Below are 15825 nucleotides of genomic sequence, written 5' to 3' on the forward strand. Positions count from 1 at the left end.
GCCAAAAAGGGCTTCCCTGTACAAGTTACATATATATATAAATATCACCATCAATAACTTCTACTTGATATGTTTGGATACAACCATCATCAGGCTTTTGAACTTCACCTGTTATTAATGAAATTTTCCAGTCATGCAATGGACAGAAGACGAATTCTCCAGAAACAATTCCTTCGGCTAAAGGTCCGTTTTTATGAGAGCATCGATTTTCTACAGCGCGAATATCACCATTTGAAAGGCGAAATAAGGCGATGGATATATCCTTAATGCGCACTTCCTTACCGATTTGCACAGGAAGGTCTTCTGCATGCATTATTTTTATTTTTTCTTTAGTTTGCAACATGTAGATCGCTCCTTACTTTACAGTTTCTACTTCATACATGGCTTTTAATGACCTAGTTTCCAGTGCTTGTCCCCAAGCTTCTTCATATGTGTTACGCGCTTTTTGGAAACGTTCATTTAGCATAGTAACCATGCTTTCATCTTGCAGCACTTCTTTTATATGAGCTAATCCCATTCGTTCTACCCAAGGGGCTGTTCGTTCGCCGTAAATACCAGTTTCACGGTAATGTTGTACGTAAGCTGTGGCAATGCGAAGTACATCTTCTTCTGTAGGGACAATCATTACAAAATCAGCTTCACGCACTTCTGTACCACCGTTGCCACCAATATAAAGTTGGAAGCCATTTTCAACACAAACGACACCAAAGTCTTTTGTTAATGCTTCTGCACAGTTACGTGGACAACCAGTTACACCCATTTTCATTTTGTGAGGTGTATCTACCATTTCTAACGATTGTTCAAGTAACATACCAAGCCCTAATGAATCTTTTGTACCAAAGCGGCAGAAGCGAGAGCCGACGCATGATTTTACATTGCGAAGGGATTTCGAATAGGCATAACCAGAAGTCATATCGAGGTCAGCCCAAACTTTTGGTAAATCTTCTTTCTTAACACCATATAAGCCGATTCGACTTGCACCTGTTATTTTTACAAGCGGCACATCATATCTTTTAGCAACTTCAGCAATTTTCATTAAATCATCTGCCGTAGTAACACCGCCGTACATACGAGGAATAACAGAAAATGTACCATCATGCTGAATATTGCCATTCATTCTTTCATTAACGAAGCGGGATGATTTATCATCTGCATATTCTTCTGGGCGTGTCATACGTAAATAGTAATTTAATGCAGGGCGGCATTTTGAACAGCCGTCTTCATGTGCGAAGCCAAGGACGTTTCGTACTTCTTTTGGCGATTTTAAACCTTTCTCATGAATCGCTGTGACAACTTCATCACGTGATAAAGTTGTACATCCACATATACCAACGGATTGTGCAGATGCATCGAAGCTATCCCCGAGAGTATGAGATAAAATTTGTTCAACAACTGGACGACATTTACCACATGAACCGGCAGCTTTTGTACATCCTTTTACTTCTTCAAAAGTTGTTAAATCTTGTTCTAAAATAGCATGAACGATTGTTCCCTTTGTCACGCCGTTACATCCACAAACGGTGTCATTAGCACTCATACTGGCAACGTCAAGTCCACTTTCTTCACCAGCTTTGTGAAGAAGGGAGACGGGTGTGTATTCTTGTATATCTTCTTCCTTTTTTAACATGCTAAAGAGGCGTGTACCTTCAGCAGTGTCTCCATATAAAACAACACCAACGACTTTATTGTCACGGATTAATACTTTTTTATAGGAACGCGTACACTCATTAAAGATTGAGATTGCTTTTGTTACGTCATCTTCATAAATTTGTCCAGCAGAGAATAAATCGCATCCTGCAACTTTAAGTTGTGTACCGACGATGCTACCTGCATATCCATCTGTTTGTGAATTCGTTATATGCTTTGCCAGTGCGGTCCCTTGTTCATATAATGGGGCAACAAGACCATAGGCAATACCGTCATGTTCTGCACATTCACCAACTGCATAGACTGATTCATCATCTGTTTGCATATAGTCATTTGTAACTATGCCACGATTTACAATTAAACCAGCATCTTTTGCTAAATGTGTATTTGGACGTATCCCAACAGCCATTACAATTAAATCGCATGTTACAACATCCCCATCTTCAAATTGGATACCTTCAACACGGTCAGTACCAAGAATTTTCACTGTTTTCTTTTCCATAAGAAACTTCATACCTTGTGATTCTAAGTCTTCACGCAGTAATGAGGCGGCTTTGGCATCGAGTTGTTGCTCCATTAAGTAAGGCATTAAATGAACAACGTGAACATCCATTCCTAAGTCAATAAGCCCTCGTGCGGCTTCTAAACCGAGTAATCCCCCGCCAATGACGACAGCCTTTTTATATCGCTTAGCAGCATCCAGCATAAATTGTGTATCTTCAATTGTACGAAAGCCTGTTACACCTGGAAGTTGTGAGCCTTCAACAGGTAAGATGAAAGCGCTGGACCCTGTTGCGATAATGAGCTTGTCATATATGACAATACGGTTCTTTTCTGTAATGATGACTTGTTCTTCCCGATCAATATTTATTACCTTTTCATTTGTATACAGCGTAATATCATTTTCCTCGTACCAACTGTATTCGTTCATAATGATATCTTGGATATTTGTTTTTCCTTGTAAGACGTGAGATAGCATAATGCGGTTATAGTTTGGATGAGGTTCATCACCAAAAATAGTAATATCATAAAGTCCTGAATCTAGTTTTAAAATTTCTTCAATGCAGCGTATCCCAGCCATACCATTCCCGATCATAACTAAACGCTTTTTCATATTCATTTCCCCTCTTAAATGTGAAATGTTTAACAAACTTGTATACTCGTATTATAGAATCTTTGGAAAGTAGAGGGTGTGATGTTTATCACAGTTTTGGAGGGTTCACAAATTGTTAAAAATCATATAAAATTTCATTCGAATTCTTACAAAAATGTAAGGGAAATGTAATGGGATTCAATGGCGGGATTAAGTCCTTCTCTTTAAAATAAGTTTATAGAAAACTACACATATTGTGTGGAGGAGGAATTTACCTTGGAGTGGGGAAGAGTGAAAAAGCGAGTAATTATTACTGGAATTGCGCTGGTAGCTGTTATTATCTTACTACTACCAACAAAACTGGGACCAGTAATTGATAAATATAATCCATTTTGTAAAACAAAAGAATATTACACGATTGTGAATGATGTCGGTCAACATATTGGTGATGAATGGTATGAATATGAGTTTGCTGCATATGATGAAAAAGGTAGGGCACAGACGATAAAGAAAACAGTGAAGCACATGTTAAAACGAAGTGAGTCATTGAAAATTACCGCAAAAGGACGTTACGGTGAATCGTTGGTAGAGATTGAGGTCCAAAATATTCCTGTGCAGGCGAGAAGTAAGCTATTGGCGACAAGATAAAATATTGTAAAACACTGTAACATACTGAGTATGTTACAGTGTTTTTTATTACATATAAATCATTTAAAGAAGAAATTTTTCGGTGTTAGTATTTAAATATACATTTACTATATAAAATAAGTTTTAACAAGACAGAGAGTATGGAATTTAGGGGATTTTAACTGTATAACAAGAAAGCGGACATAAGTTTATACTAGGATAACTGTAGCAGCAGAAATGAAATCCGTAAGAAGAGCCACACTGCTAGCAAGTCCGATTGCATCTAAATTGTTAAAAGCAATATTGTTTATGACAACATTGTAAGGTACATGTAAGTTAATTCGATAGTTGTCATTTGTGAATTCTATTACAATACAAGTAGGAAGTTTGAACATACAACTTTCTGTCTGAAACAGTGATGAATGTTTTAAAACCAACTATTGCATAGCCATTATCTCTTTATGAGATGAGGCTATTTTTTTAAACCTTACAATATTGTAAGGTTTTCGTAAGTTAATTCGATAGCTTATTTGTCATATTTTCTGCATAATAAAAAAAGATAAAAAATTAGGGAAGGTAATCAGAAGGGAGAAGAATGAGATGCAAAAAAAAGAAGTAGTTAAGTTTCCGATAAAAGATTTCTGTAGCTACTTTACTGTTGCTGTCGTATGTGTTGGACTTTTTGACATAATTACAAATTTAATTGTTAAATAATATAGATGAAAAAACAAGAAGAAGATTCCTTCTTGTTTTTTATTGCCCTTAATCTGAAGCGGCGTATTAAAATAGATGTAAGAGGTGATAGGATGAAGTGGATTGATAGTCATATACATTTGGACCAATATAAGAATAAAGAGCAAATGAAACTAATTGATGATGTAAAAAGAAGTACTGAGATTGATGGACTGATTGCGGTATCAATGAACTATCATTCTTGTCAACAAACATTATCTTTAGCAAGACAACATCCATTTGTACATCCGGCACTTGGTTTTCATCCAGAACAGCCGATTAACCAAAAAGAATGTGAACAAATTTATAAGTTAATTGAGGCAAATGTAGGACGGCTTGTTGCCATAGGTGAGATCGGTCTGCCCTATTATTTAAGGCAAGAAAAGAAAGATATCGTATTAGACCCTTATATAAAAGTATTAGAGAGATTTATAATACTTGCAAAAAGGTTCAATTTACCGATTGTTTTACATGCAGTTTATGAAGACGCTGATATTGTATGTGATTTACTGGAACAGTATGAGATATCACGTGCGCATTTTCATTGGTTTAAGGGGAGTAAAGAAACGATGGAGCGGATGATTCAAAATGGCTACTTTATTTCAATTACGCCAGATGTTATGAAGAAGGAGAAAATTAGAAAAATCGTTTCGTTTTATCCGCTAGAATATATGATGGTGGAAACAGATGGACCATGGAAATTTCAAGAAAATATTATGACGCATCCGGGTATGATTGAGGGTGTGTTAAAAGAAATTAGCTTGATAAAAAATATTTCTATAGAGAAGGTTGCAGAGCAAATATATCAAAATACGTTTCGGTTTTATGGGGGGAAATGTCTTTAGTTTTTGACTTTTCATGTAGGTAGTCTCCTATTCTTTGTGTAGAATTCATTTTACAATTATATACAAAAAAGGTAGAAACCATTTAAAATGGATATTGGTAAAAATTACACACATAAGAAGTGGGATAGGGATGTTACATTTTTTATAATATTTTACTATTGATTTTCAGAAAATCAGTCTAAAGCACGATGTTAAGATAGAGCTTCGTTTGATATCATTTAAGAGTAACAGGGTGATAGATTGCAGGTAATTGTAAGGAAGGGCTGAAAGGGGACAAATTTCAGCGGAGAAAGAGGTAGAGGTAGTGAAAAAATTCTTTGTAGGATTTTTAGTTGTTCTTGGAATGTATTTGTATTTCCAAGGAGAGTCTGAAGGAATGGAAAGATTGACGAATCAAACAAGTTATGTTGACTCAGAGGAAGCAAAACAGATGAAACAAATTATTACTGAAGAAGCAAAGAAAGTAAATCTTCCAGAATGGATACCTCTTACAATTGCCGAGCATGAAAGTCGTTTGAACCCACGAAGTGTTGGAGACAATGGCACTTCTTTTGGATTGTTTCAGTTACACCGAGGTGGGGGACTTGCTCCTGATCACTTAACGGACGAGCAATTGAAGGACCCGCGGACAAATGCCCAGATTGCGATGCCTCATTTAATGAAAGGGTATAAAAGAGGTGTGCAAAAAGGTTTAACAGATTTAGCGTTACTAAAATATATAGCAAATACATCTGGTTGGCCAGGTAATTTAGGGCCTGAGTGGACGGATCAAAATATGAAGTATAACGTTGGGCTAGAGAACGTGTACTATCGAAATAAAGGAACAATGAAAGAGTAGATGCTAAGCACCTACTCTATTTTTTTATAAAAAAAGTTCCATTTCATTTTCTTTATAAGTAAATCCCATCTTTTTATATAGCAACTCACCATCTTTGGAAGAATGAAGCCATATTCGTTTTACGCCGTTTTCTTCACATTCCTCTATGCAGTGTTCGAGTAGTTTTTCTGCTAAACCATTTCCACGGTATTCTGGGAGTGTATACATATTTAAAATGTAAGCTTCTTTTCTAACAATATAATTCATTTGGTTTCATCTCTCATAATGAAACTGTAAAATAATTTGCCAGCTGCTGTTTTACATCTTCTAACTTTGTAGAAACTTGAGGGATTTTATATCCAACATATAATGGTGAAACAACGAAACGTGGAACAACCTTACAAATCATTTTACCCTCAAAATGATAGAAGAATAAATTATAGCTGCTACACCCTTTATGGAAATCTGTTAATATGTAACGCACAGTTTGTTGAATATAATGTGCCATTATATCAATGGATTTTATATCCTCAATGACAATATTAAATTCAGTAAAACCGATAATTGGACGTGTAGAAATATTAAGTTCAATTTGCTCATCTTTTTGTACGATTACGCCTTGAAGGTGTTCAGGTGTTACATTTTCTCGGTAGTCTACATATTTCATTCCAATAATTTGCATATGTGCATGATGCAAACTTCCGCCTGAAAATGGACCATGATTTTTATATAAAATAACAGAAGTAAATTCGTTGCTCTTTTCTAAAGCTAACCAATGCTTTATAGAAAAATGCAGTAGCTTTTGCATATGTTCAGGTGCGTAGGTTGCAATATGATCATGACAATTATCTGTTTCTATAAGAACAGTTTGAAACGTATCTTTCAATGTTGGAAATTTATTTTTCAACCAGATAATAGAGTCTTCCGTTTCTAAAATGTCAGTGAGGTTTTCCGTATCGCAAAAAGGACAAGCTGTATTTTTATTACGGATGCTCTCTGGTTTTTGCTTGCCAATATCATTTAAAAAATAAAGTTGTTGTGTATCCATTCGTATATACCCCTTTAAAAATATATGTGAAATTCCCGTCTACTATATTCGTGAAAGGGAAAGGGAAATCCTGTATAGTGGAAAAGGAGGAAATGGTAAAAGAAGGAGTTAGAAGATGGAAGAACAGAAAAATGTATCATTTCGTGATATATGGCGGACTGCTAATCCACCAAAAAAATATTTCCGAGTAGAACGACATTTGTTATTGCACATCGTTTATCAACGGTAGTACAAGCAGATACCATTTTTGTAATAGAGAATGGCAGTATTATAGAAATTGGTATACACGATGAATTAATGAAGCATCATACATATTATAAAAAGATTGTAGAACAACAATTTTTAATAGAAAAAACAAAAGACAAGATATCCTAATTGTACTTGGGTATCTTGTCTTTTATTTTTTTTGTAATAATGTGTATGGATAATATAGAGTATTTTCATTTTGTTTCTTTTTTCTATTTTTCAGTGCATGTAAGGCAAAGAATGTACCTACAATTGCAAAGATGGCTTTCTTCATATTCATTTTCCCCTTTTTATTGTTCATTTAATTCTTGGCTAACTGCTTTTGCATCAATTAAAGCGTGGAGAATCATTTTTACCATGTTCATCATTTTTATTCCTCCTTTTATAGTCGGTTTAGTTCTTTTACAACTGCTTGTCCGTTTACTAACACCTCGAAGACTGCTTTTACGATTTCTTTCATCAGGACTGTTTCCTCTTTTTGTTTACCTCTTGCTTACATCTTTATTGTATAAGGAGGCACGATTTCGTACTATTGCTTTCCATTACGTGAACATAACAGTTGTGTAAGATTGGATGTAATTTGTTGAAATGTTTAGTCTATATTCATTATTTTCAGAAAAATGACTATTCAAACATCAAATGGGGAAGTATAATAAAGAAGTAAGTATTAAATTCCGTACGAAAGGAGTGAATGAGATGAAACGTTCTTTAGCTGCACGCGCAAAATTTTTAGATTTTATCTATTTTTGTCGTGCGATTTTTCATGATGTGATTGCTAACGGGATACGTATGCCCTTTTTTAGCAATTGCATAGCAGTTATTGAACGATAGAAATCTCTTCACCCATTTTATAAAACGTGTGAAAAGGGAGCTATTTGGCTTCCTTTTTCTATGCCAAAAACCATGGGGAAAGTTTCTTTCCCTATGGTTTTTTACGTTGAAAGGAGTACGGAAAATGACAATTTGTAGTGTAAACAATGTAACGAAATCTTTTGGTGGAAACATCATATTTGAAAATATATCGCTTGAAATACAAAGTGGTGAACGCATTGGATTAGTTGGCAGAAACGGTAGCGGGAAAACCACAATTTTTCAGCTATTAACAGGAATAGAGAATGTAGATGCTGGAGTAATTCATATGAAAAAAGGGACACGTGTTGGTCATGTAGCACAAATTCCGAAGTTTGCTGGTGAAACAAATGTATATGATGTATTGAGCGCTGCCTTTGTAAAAGAGAAAGAATTAGAAAGAAACATGCGAAATTTAGAGAAAAGTATGGCGGAGGAACACGATCCAACTAGTTTAGAGAGGTTAATGGAGAAGTATGGCGCAGTGCAAGAACAATTTTCGTTTTTAGGTGGTTATGAAATAGAAGCGAACATCATGAAAGTAGCAAATGGTTTACAAATAACGGAGCTATTTTCTCGAATTTTTGCTGAACTGAGTGGCGGGGAGCAGACGAAAGTAAGTCTTGCTTATATGCTGCTCAAGAAACCAGATTTACTACTGTTAGATGAACCGACGAACCATTTAGATTTATTTGCAGTAGAATGGCTCGAACAATTTTTGAAAGAGTATACAGGAACAGTTGTTGTGATCTCACATGATCGTTATTTTCTTGATGAAGTCGTTACGAAAATTTTTGACTTGGAAGACGGAGAAATTCATGTATATCATACGAACTACTCGCAGTTTGTGAAAGAAAAGGAAGAAAGGTTACTGCAAGAGTTCCAATCTTATCAAGAACAACAAAAGAAGATAAAGAAAATGAAGGAAGCAATTAAACGTTTAAGAGAATGGGCGAATCAAGCGAATCCTCCGAATGAAGGACTGCATAAACGTGCTAGAAATATGGAACGCGCGTTAGAACGGATGGAAAAATTAAAGAAGCCAATTTTAGAAAGAAAACAAATGGGGCTTCAGTTTGAAGGACAAGAGAGAAGCGGAAAAGATGTTGTTGTAATGAAGGAAGTTGGCAAAAATTTTGCTGAGCGTATTTTATTTGAGGGAGCAAATTTACATGTGCGTTTTCAAGAGCGTGCAGCTATTGTTGGACGTAACGGTACAGGAAAAACAACATTATTAAAATTGCTATTAGAAGAAATGAAACCAGATGCTGGGGAGATCAGAATCGGTAATAGTGTGAAAATCGGTTATTTATCGCAGCATGCATATGAGAATGTAAAATATGATGTATTAGAAGCATTCCGGGAGCATGTAGCTGTAACTGAAGGAGAAGCTCGCCATATATTAGCTCGTTTTTTATTTTATGGTCCAGCCGTTTTTAAAAAGGTCAATCAGCTTAGCGGTGGTGAACGAATGAGATTACGTTTGGCACAGCTTATGTATCAAGATATAAATTTCCTTGTGTTAGATGAGCCCACAAACCATCTTGATATCGAATCAAGGGAAGTGCTGGAAGAAGCTCTCGAACAATATAATGGAACCATTCTTGCTGTTTCACACGACCGTTACTTTTTAAATAAATTGTTTGAAAAAACATATTGGATCGATGAACATACATTGTTTGAATTTGCGGGGAACTATGCATGGGCACGTCAGAAATGGGCAGAGAGAATAGAGAAAGAAGAAGTGAAACAACAAGAGGTTCCAAAAATTAAAGTAATGAATGTAAAAAAGAAGGAATCTATTGGTATAGAAGAAATTGAAGATAAGCTTATGTATATAGAAGAAGATATATATGCGCTGGATTGCACAATGGAAGAAACAAGCAATGTTGAAAAGTTAGAACGGTTATATAAAGAAAAAACAGAAAAAGAACGATTACGGGCGGAATTATATAATCGATTAGATAGTATGATGGAATAGATGAAAGAAAAACAAGTCATCCTCTTAGGAGATGTGGGGGTGACTTGTTTTTCTATTAATATCCGTTAACTCGAGATGGAAATGGTATAATTTTCTTTATGTTATATTGTGAAAACGATTTTTTACATGTTGGTATGATTTAAAACAATAGTTCAAAAACGCGAGGAGAATTTTATGTTAAGGTATGCACGTCTCATTACGATTGTTATGATTTGCATGGTATATATAAATCATGTTTCACGTGAAACAGTAGAGTTACAAATATTTGTTGGTATTGCATGTTTAATGTACGTTATAAATCATGTTTTACTTATACAACCACATCAAGGGAGAAGGCGTGAATTTTATGTATTCCTCTCAAATGGAGTAGTTACAGTACTACTAGGCTTTTTATTTCCCGAGACATGTTTGTATTTAATTATATTTGGGATTGATGCGGTAGGAGTATTTATTCATACGTGGCGAAAAGCAGTTGTATATTTTTTTGTGAGTTTTTTCTTTGTATGTTGGTCTGCTATTTTACTATATACGTATCAATATACTGGAAAGATAGAAGTTGATAGTAATGCTATTAATTTTATGTTCGTTGTCTTCAGTGCTTTATCCGGGAACTTAATTAAAAAACTGACAGTAGCCCGCCAAACTGTCGACGATCAATATGAAAAATTGACGTTATCACATATAGCTCTAAAAGAAGCGCATGAACAATTACAGCTTTATGCGAAAGAAGTAGAAGAACTAACTACAGTTCGGGAGAGGAACGATATTGCCCGAGAAATTCATGACACAGTTGGTCATAATATGACGGCTTTACTTGTTCAATTGCAGCTTGCAGAGGCTTTATGGAAGCAAAAGTCAGATGCTACAGAAGAAGTTTTACATACATGCCATGAATTAGCTAGAAAATCCCTTCAAGAGGTAAGAGCTTCAGTCCGTGCGTTGAAGGAAGAAAGAGATCTAGGGAACATAATAGAAAATATGAAAGGAATGTTAAATGAATTTTCAAAGGTAACCAAAGTACAAGTAACCTTTCATTTACAGGGAGATCCAATTATAATCCCATTGTCATTACAACCTACTTTGTTGCGTATTATGCAAGAGTCATTAACAAATGCACAACGCCATGGAAAAGCTAGTTTATGTAAAGTTAGCTTATTGTGTTTAGATGAAAAAGTTATGCTATTGATTACGGATAATGGTGTTGGCGTAAATGAAGTGAGTCCTGGTTTTGGTTTAATAAATATGAAAGAACGTGTAGAAGAACATGGTGGAATCATTCGATTTGAAAGTGAAAAAGAGAAGGGTTTTCGATTACAGATTGAGTTTCCACTTAAGGAAAAGACGTGGGTAATAGGAGGAACGAAATGATTCGTATTATGATCGTTGATGATCAGTCACTTATTCGTGATGGTTTAGCAATGCTATTAAATTTACGTTCAGAACTTGAAGTGGTGGGAACAGCAAATGATGGGGATGAAGTAGTTCGAATAGCAGAACAATTACAACCTGAAATTATTTTGATGGATATTCGAATGCCTCGTATAAATGGCGTTGAAGGGACTCGCTTAATAAGGGAAAGGTTCCCTGATATGAAGGTTCTTATGCTGACGACATTTAATGATAGTGAACTCATTTTTGAAGCATTAGAGCAAGGAGCGAGCGGTTACTTATTAAAAGATATGGAGACAGATGCAATTGTTCAGGCAATATTAACGGTCCATGCAGGGGGAGCGGTATTGCCACAAGATATAACAGCGCAAATTGTGAAGGAACTAAAAAGAACAAAAGTAGTGGAAATATCAGAGCAAAATCAGCCAAAGCAAGTGGAACAATTAACAGAGCGTGAAATAGATGTATTAAGAGAAATAGGCCTTGGATTAAATAATAAAGAAATTGCTGAGAAATTGTTTATTACAGAGGGAACCGTAAAAAATCATGTTTCTAACTTAATCAGTAAGCTGGAGCTGAGGGATCGGACACAAGCAGCTATATATGCAGTAAGATACGGTATTACAACATACACATGACTTTTGGCATAGAGAAAAATAAAAAAGCAGCAAATTATGCTGCTTTTTTATTTTGCATTTCTATCTTAAGGGTGATGGAAGAAAGAGGATGTTTTTTTACAATGAAATTGTAGATTAATGCAAAGGGGCTGAATCGGCATGTTAGTCGTAGATCATATTACAAAGTCGTTTGGAAAGAAGGAAGTTGTAAAGAATGTATCTTTTGAAGTTAAGAAAGGAGAAACATTTGGTTTGCTTGGTCCAAACGGTGCAGGAAAGTCGACGACGATATCAATGATTTGTGGGCTTATTCCATATGATGGCGGTGATATAAAAGTTGGGGGGAAATCTGTAAAAGAATATCCATTAGATGCGAAAAGGAAGATCGGTATTGTCCCGCAAGATATTGCTTTATATCCTACGCTATCTGCGAAAGAAAATTTAATCTTTTGGGGGAAAATGTATGGTTTAAGTGGAGCTATTGCAAAGAAACGAGCAGATGAGGTATTAGCATATGTTGGTTTACAGGATCGCGCAAAGGACAAAATTGAAACATTTTCAGGTGGAATGAAACGCCGAATTAACATTGGTGCGGCACTTATGCATGAACCAGAGTTATTAATTATGGATGAGCCGACAGTCGGGATTGATCCACAATCACGGAATCATATTTTAGAGACGGTAAAAGGATTAAATGAGAAAGGTATGACGGTCATTTATACGAGCCATTACATGGAAGAAGTGGAGTATTTATGTGAACGAATTGCAATTGTTGATTATGGAAAGGTAATTGCACTAGGAACGAAAACGGAGTTATGTAATCGTCTTGCTGATGGCTTTATGGTGAAGTTACAACTGAATCGTTATAGCCAGGAGTTACTGCAGAAAGTAAAAGAAATTCCCACTGTAGAACGGATTATCATTGATGAGGATACGAATACACTCGATATTGGACTGAAGACTGGAGAAGCTGTCGGTACGGTTGTCTCGATCGTAGTAGAAAATCATGTGCAAATTTTAAAGCTTGAAGTACAAGAGCCAAATTTAGAAGCTCTCTTTTTACAGCTAACAGGGCGTTCACTTCGTGATTAAGGAGGTTAGGAACTCATGAAAAGTTTTATTATTGCATGGAAAGATTTAAAAATTCGTTTAATAGATCGGCGTGGATTTATGATGATGTTACTTATGCCACTTCTATTAACGACTATTTTAGGATCAGCACTAAGTAACATATTAGATAGTGGTGGATTACCTAAAACGGTGATTGGTTATTATCAAGAAGGAACAGATGAGTTTGCAAATATATTTCAAAAAGATGTATTGCATTCAAAAGAGATTAAGGATGATGTGAAGATAGAGGTCGTAGCTTCACAAAAAGAGCTGGAGGATCTGCTAAGAAAACAGAAAATTGATGTTGGAATGATTATCCCAAACGAGTGGAGTGAACATATAAAGGGTGGAAAATTAAAAGAACCCAAATTGATTACTGATCCATCAAAAGATATACAAGCAAAAATAGCTGAATCGCTTATTCGTTCCTTCTCAGAGCGTGTGCAAACAGTTGCCATTTCTACTAAGACTGTCGCAACAGATTTAGCAAAGGCACAGCCAGGAAATATAGAACAGGTTGCAAAAGAGGTAAGTGCTAATTTACAAGCAGTGGCGGCTTCGAATACGGATGGAATTGAAAAAGGAACAATCGGCAAAAAAACAGTGGCTGCGATGCAATATTATGCTGCAGCAATGTTAGTGATGTTTTTACTATATAACATAACAGTAGGAGCAAAATCTATTATAACAGAGCAACGAACTGAAACATTAGCAAGATTATCAAGTACACCGACAAGCTCTTTTGCCATATTATTAGGTAAATTTTTAGGTACATTACTATTTGCTTGTATTCAATTTGGAGTATTTGTAGTTGCTACTTATTACGCATTTCATGTGAATTGGGGTGAAGATGTTTCACAAATTGTAGTAGTAGGAATTGCTTATGCAATTTGTGTTTCTGGCTTATCTATGCTCATCGCAGCATTTATTCGTGAAGAAAAAACAGCGGATTTAATGGGTGGCATTGGAATTCAGTTGTTAGCTATATTAGGCGGATCTATGTTACCAATCTATGCATTTCCGGATACTCTTCAAACAATTGCTAACATCGCTCCGAATAAATGGGCACTTACAAGTTTTTTAAACATTATGTCGGGTACATCATGGTATGCGTTACTTCCAGTTATATTAAGTTTATCTAGTGCGGGTATTGCTTCCGTTATCATCGGAACCTTCCGTTTGCGTACGAGATAGGAGGAGAAATCATGAAGAAAGTTTGGGCGCTTTGCTGGTTAGAGTTAAAACAAATTTTAATTAAGCCACAAAGCTATACACTCATGTTCGGAATGCCGATTATTTTCACACTCATTTTTGGCGGACTTTTAGGTGGAAGTGGAAACGAGAAAGTAAATATTAGTTTAGTAGACCAAGATGGATCTACATTATCCAACTCCTATTATGAGGAAATAAAGAAAAGTGATTTAATTTCTATAGAAAAGGTAACGTATGAGGAAGCGAAACAAAAAATCGAAAATAAGAAGTCCTCAGGTATTGTGACAATTCCAAAAGAATTTCAAAAGAGTATGACGGACGGGAAGATAGAGAAGGTTAAATTCCAATCAAGTGCTGATTTCACGGGAGGAGCCTCTGTAGAACAAGTATTACAAAGTGCAATGAAAAAGATGGAAATAGAAGTAGCGGCAGCAAAGGATTCAGAGAAAAAAGGAGGAATGTCCTGGGAAAAGCTGTATGAAACGATTCATACAAAGGTAGAACCAGTTTCACTTCAAAAGGAATCCATTGTACCTGGGGAGAAAAAGCTGAATAACGTAACAGGGCGAGCAGCAGGGTTTTCTATTCTTTTTGTAATGATTGTGATGCTAAGTGCGACAGGAACAATTTTAAAATCAAGACAACTTGGCGTTTGGTATCGTTTATTAGGAACGCCTGTTTCAAAGGCTCAAATACTTGGGGGATATATACTTTCCTTCTTTTTAATTGGATGGATTCAATTTGGAACTTTAATGGTATTAACGAATGTTTTGTTCGATGTACAGTGGGGAAATCTACTAGGGATAATCATACTTGTTTCAGTGTTATTGTTAGCGGTCATTGGTTTAGCACTATTATTAGCAAGTATTGTGAAAACAACGGAGCAGCAGTCAGCTTTAGGTAATATCGTTGTTATTTCAACTTGCATGATTAGTGGGCTGTATTGGCCAATTGAAATAGAACCAGAATGGATGCAAACCGCAGCGAACTTTGTTCCTCAAACTTGGGCAATGCGTGGGTTTACCGAATTGATTGCAAGAGGAGGGACATTGGCAGATATAGCAGGATATATTGGTATACTTATGTTATTTGCTGGTGTATTCTTTATAATCGGTTTAACAAGAATACGTTATGATTGAAAAAAGAAAGCAGAGTCTACAGCTTCGCCCGCTGAACTCTGCTTTCTTTTTGTGTATCGTCTTCCCCTATAGAAATAGCAATCGCAATTCCAAGCATAAAGAGAAATGCTAAAAAGAGGACGAACCTTGGGAAGAACGGAAATAGTAGTAATGCCCCGACGATCATGAGTGTTAATGCAACATAGTGCAGAACATATTGGAATAGTTTGTCCATATTTTCGCCCCCCTTTTTGGTAGTTTGTTAGCATTCTATGCTCGTCCACTGAATAATAGAATTATTTTTTTAATCGTTTCTTCATAGTAAAAATAATAGTAAAGTTGTGTCTGCACATAATGCGAGAATACAAGGATTACAGGAAGGTAATTATAATGGAATATTGTTAAGTCTACCTAAATTAAAAATCCAGCAATAGCTTTTATAAAAATCTTGAAATATTTAAATAGAAAGAATTGACAAAATATAACGAACAATA

The 15825-nt window shown here is 35.6% G+C and carries 17 protein-coding genes and 1 pseudogene; 11 read left to right on the forward strand and 7 right to left on the reverse strand.

All coding sequences use genetic code 11. The features are described from left to right. Nucleotides 1–25 precede the first annotated feature (25 nt). Nucleotides 26–343 (reverse strand): nitrite reductase small subunit NirD, encoded by a 318-nt coding sequence (gene nirD, locus C568_RS0114955; RefSeq protein WP_018781998.1) that lies wholly within the window; start codon nt 341–343, stop codon nt 26–28. Between the two features lie 12 nt (nt 344–355). Then, nucleotides 356–2761, reverse strand: a complete 2406-nt coding sequence (gene nirB, locus C568_RS0114960; protein WP_018781999.1) for a nitrite reductase large subunit NirB — start codon at nt 2759–2761, stop codon at nt 356–358. 270 nt (nt 2762–3031) lie between these two features. Here nirB and C568_RS0114965 point away from each other — a divergent pair, with 270 nt between their 5' ends. Continuing rightward, on the forward strand, nt 3032–3388 hold the full coding sequence (locus tag C568_RS0114965) for a YxeA family protein (protein ID WP_029427329.1): 357 nt from the start codon (nt 3032–3034) through the stop codon (nt 3386–3388). Nucleotides 3389–3576: 188 nt separating this feature from the next. On the opposite strand, the gene C568_RS34280 is transcribed toward C568_RS0114965, so the two are convergent. Further along, nucleotides 3577–3762, reverse strand: a complete 186-nt coding sequence (locus C568_RS34280; RefSeq protein WP_123767158.1) for a hypothetical protein — start codon at nt 3760–3762, stop codon at nt 3577–3579. A 411-nt stretch (nt 3763–4173) separates the two neighbouring features. Between C568_RS34280 and C568_RS0114975 the strand changes: the two genes are divergently transcribed. Together C568_RS0114975 and C568_RS0114980 are read left to right on the forward strand one after the other, a co-directional pair. Further along, nucleotides 4174–4944 carry a TatD family hydrolase gene (locus C568_RS0114975; protein ID WP_018782001.1) on the forward strand — a complete coding sequence of 257 codons (771 nt, stop codon included), beginning with the start codon at nt 4174–4176 and terminating at the stop codon, nt 4942–4944. 304 nt (nt 4945–5248) lie between these two features. Continuing rightward, complete coding sequence (locus tag C568_RS0114980) at nt 5249–5782, forward strand: transglycosylase SLT domain-containing protein (RefSeq protein ID WP_006093133.1); 534 nt, start codon at nt 5249–5251, stop codon at nt 5780–5782. 24 nt (nt 5783–5806) lie between these two features. Here C568_RS0114980 and C568_RS0114985 read toward each other — a convergent pair whose 3' ends face one another. From C568_RS0114985 to C568_RS0115000, 3 genes are all read right to left on the reverse strand, one after another. Beyond that, complete coding sequence (locus C568_RS0114985; RefSeq protein ID WP_018782002.1) at nt 5807–6028, reverse strand: GNAT family N-acetyltransferase; 222 nt, start codon at nt 6026–6028, stop codon at nt 5807–5809. A gap of 13 nt (nt 6029–6041) precedes the next feature. Next, on the reverse strand, nt 6042–6809 hold the full coding sequence (locus C568_RS0114990) for a DUF4931 domain-containing protein (protein WP_018782003.1): 768 nt from the start codon (nt 6807–6809) through the stop codon (nt 6042–6044). Nucleotides 6810–7206: 397 nt separating this feature from the next. Next, a complete protein-coding gene (locus C568_RS0115000) occupies nt 7207–7335 on the reverse strand; it encodes a hypothetical protein (protein WP_026008686.1) in 129 nt (42 codons plus the stop codon). Nucleotides 7336–7751: 416 nt separating this feature from the next. Between C568_RS0115000 and C568_RS34765 the strand changes: the two genes are divergently transcribed. The 7 genes from C568_RS34765 (at nt 7752) to C568_RS0115035 (ending at nt 15352) form a co-directional block, all read left to right on the forward strand. Beyond that, on the forward strand, nt 7752–7886 hold the full coding sequence (locus C568_RS34765) for an RAxF-45 family protein (RefSeq protein WP_018767146.1): 135 nt from the start codon (nt 7752–7754) through the stop codon (nt 7884–7886). Between the two features lie 124 nt (nt 7887–8010). After that, nucleotides 8011–9885: a ribosomal protection-like ABC-F family protein gene (gene abc-f / locus C568_RS0115010; protein ID WP_018782005.1), complete on the forward strand. Its 1875-nt coding sequence runs from the start codon at nt 8011–8013 to the stop codon at nt 9883–9885. Between the two features lie 174 nt (nt 9886–10059). Further along, nucleotides 10060–11253 (forward strand): sensor histidine kinase, encoded by a 1194-nt coding sequence (locus C568_RS0115015; protein WP_018782006.1) that lies wholly within the window; start codon nt 10060–10062, stop codon nt 11251–11253. Further along, nucleotides 11250–11912, forward strand: a complete 663-nt coding sequence (locus C568_RS0115020) for a response regulator (protein WP_018767144.1) — start codon at nt 11250–11252, stop codon at nt 11910–11912. The genes C568_RS0115015 and C568_RS0115020 overlap by 4 nt, the downstream gene beginning before the upstream one ends. 138 nt (nt 11913–12050) lie before the next feature. Continuing rightward, a complete protein-coding gene (locus C568_RS0115025) occupies nt 12051–12983 on the forward strand; it encodes an ABC transporter ATP-binding protein (protein ID WP_003194457.1) in 933 nt (310 codons plus the stop codon). A gap of 15 nt (nt 12984–12998) precedes the next feature. Then, nucleotides 12999–14195, forward strand: coding sequence for an ABC transporter permease (locus C568_RS0115030; protein WP_018782007.1), 1197 nt, complete (start codon nt 12999–13001; stop codon nt 14193–14195). A gap of 11 nt (nt 14196–14206) precedes the next feature. Further along, on the forward strand, nt 14207–15352 hold the full coding sequence (locus tag C568_RS0115035) for an ABC transporter permease (protein WP_018782008.1): 1146 nt from the start codon (nt 14207–14209) through the stop codon (nt 15350–15352). A gap of 16 nt (nt 15353–15368) precedes the next feature. Here C568_RS0115035 and C568_RS0115040 read toward each other — a convergent pair whose 3' ends face one another. Then, entirely contained in the window at nt 15369–15566 is a 198-nt protein-coding gene (locus tag C568_RS0115040) for a hypothetical protein (RefSeq protein ID WP_018767142.1), read from the reverse strand. A gap of 91 nt (nt 15567–15657) precedes the next feature. Between C568_RS0115040 and C568_RS33035 the strand changes: the two are divergent. After that, nucleotides 15658–15765 (forward strand): annotated as a pseudogene (locus C568_RS33035) (oligopeptide-binding protein oppA); the annotation flags it as partial. Nucleotides 15766–15825: the final 60 nt, after the last annotated feature.

It is taken from the genome of Bacillus sp. 95MFCvi2.1 (assembly GCF_000374965.1).
Taxonomy (GTDB): Bacteria; Bacillota; Bacilli; order Bacillales; family Bacillaceae_G; genus Bacillus_A; species Bacillus_A pseudomycoides.

What these genes read in the sequence shown, in the direction of transcription:
- C568_RS0115030 (WP_018782007.1), top strand. Translation starts at nt 12,999, where the DNA reads ATGAAAAGTTTTATTATTGCATGGAAAGATTTAAAAATTCGTTTAATA.
- nirD (WP_018781998.1), bottom strand. Translation starts at nt 343, where the DNA reads ATGTTGCAAACTAAAGAAAAAATAAAAATAATGCATGCAGAAGACCTT.
- C568_RS34765 (WP_018767146.1), top strand. Translation starts at nt 7,752, where the DNA reads ATGAAACGTTCTTTAGCTGCACGCGCAAAATTTTTAGATTTTATCTAT.
- C568_RS0115020 (WP_018767144.1), top strand. Translation starts at nt 11,250, where the DNA reads ATGATTCGTATTATGATCGTTGATGATCAGTCACTTATTCGTGATGGT.
- C568_RS34280 (WP_123767158.1), bottom strand. Translation starts at nt 3,762, where the DNA reads ATGTTCAAACTTCCTACTTGTATTGTAATAGAATTCACAAATGACAAC.
- C568_RS0114985 (WP_018782002.1), bottom strand. Translation starts at nt 6,028, where the DNA reads ATGAATTATATTGTTAGAAAAGAAGCTTACATTTTAAATATGTATACA.
- abc-f (WP_018782005.1), top strand. Translation starts at nt 8,011, where the DNA reads ATGACAATTTGTAGTGTAAACAATGTAACGAAATCTTTTGGTGGAAAC.
- C568_RS0115040 (WP_018767142.1), bottom strand. Translation starts at nt 15,566, where the DNA reads ATGGACAAACTATTCCAATATGTTCTGCACTATGTTGCATTAACACTC.
- C568_RS0115035 (WP_018782008.1), top strand. Translation starts at nt 14,207, where the DNA reads ATGAAGAAAGTTTGGGCGCTTTGCTGGTTAGAGTTAAAACAAATTTTA.
- C568_RS0115025 (WP_003194457.1), top strand. Translation starts at nt 12,051, where the DNA reads ATGTTAGTCGTAGATCATATTACAAAGTCGTTTGGAAAGAAGGAAGTT.
- C568_RS0114990 (WP_018782003.1), bottom strand. Translation starts at nt 6,809, where the DNA reads ATGGATACACAACAACTTTATTTTTTAAATGATATTGGCAAGCAAAAA.
- C568_RS0115000 (WP_026008686.1), bottom strand. Translation starts at nt 7,335, where the DNA reads ATGAATATGAAGAAAGCCATCTTTGCAATTGTAGGTACATTCTTTGCC.
- nirB (WP_018781999.1), bottom strand. Translation starts at nt 2,761, where the DNA reads ATGAAAAAGCGTTTAGTTATGATCGGGAATGGTATGGCTGGGATACGC.
- C568_RS0114975 (WP_018782001.1), top strand. Translation starts at nt 4,174, where the DNA reads ATGAAGTGGATTGATAGTCATATACATTTGGACCAATATAAGAATAAA.
- C568_RS0115015 (WP_018782006.1), top strand. Translation starts at nt 10,060, where the DNA reads ATGTTAAGGTATGCACGTCTCATTACGATTGTTATGATTTGCATGGTA.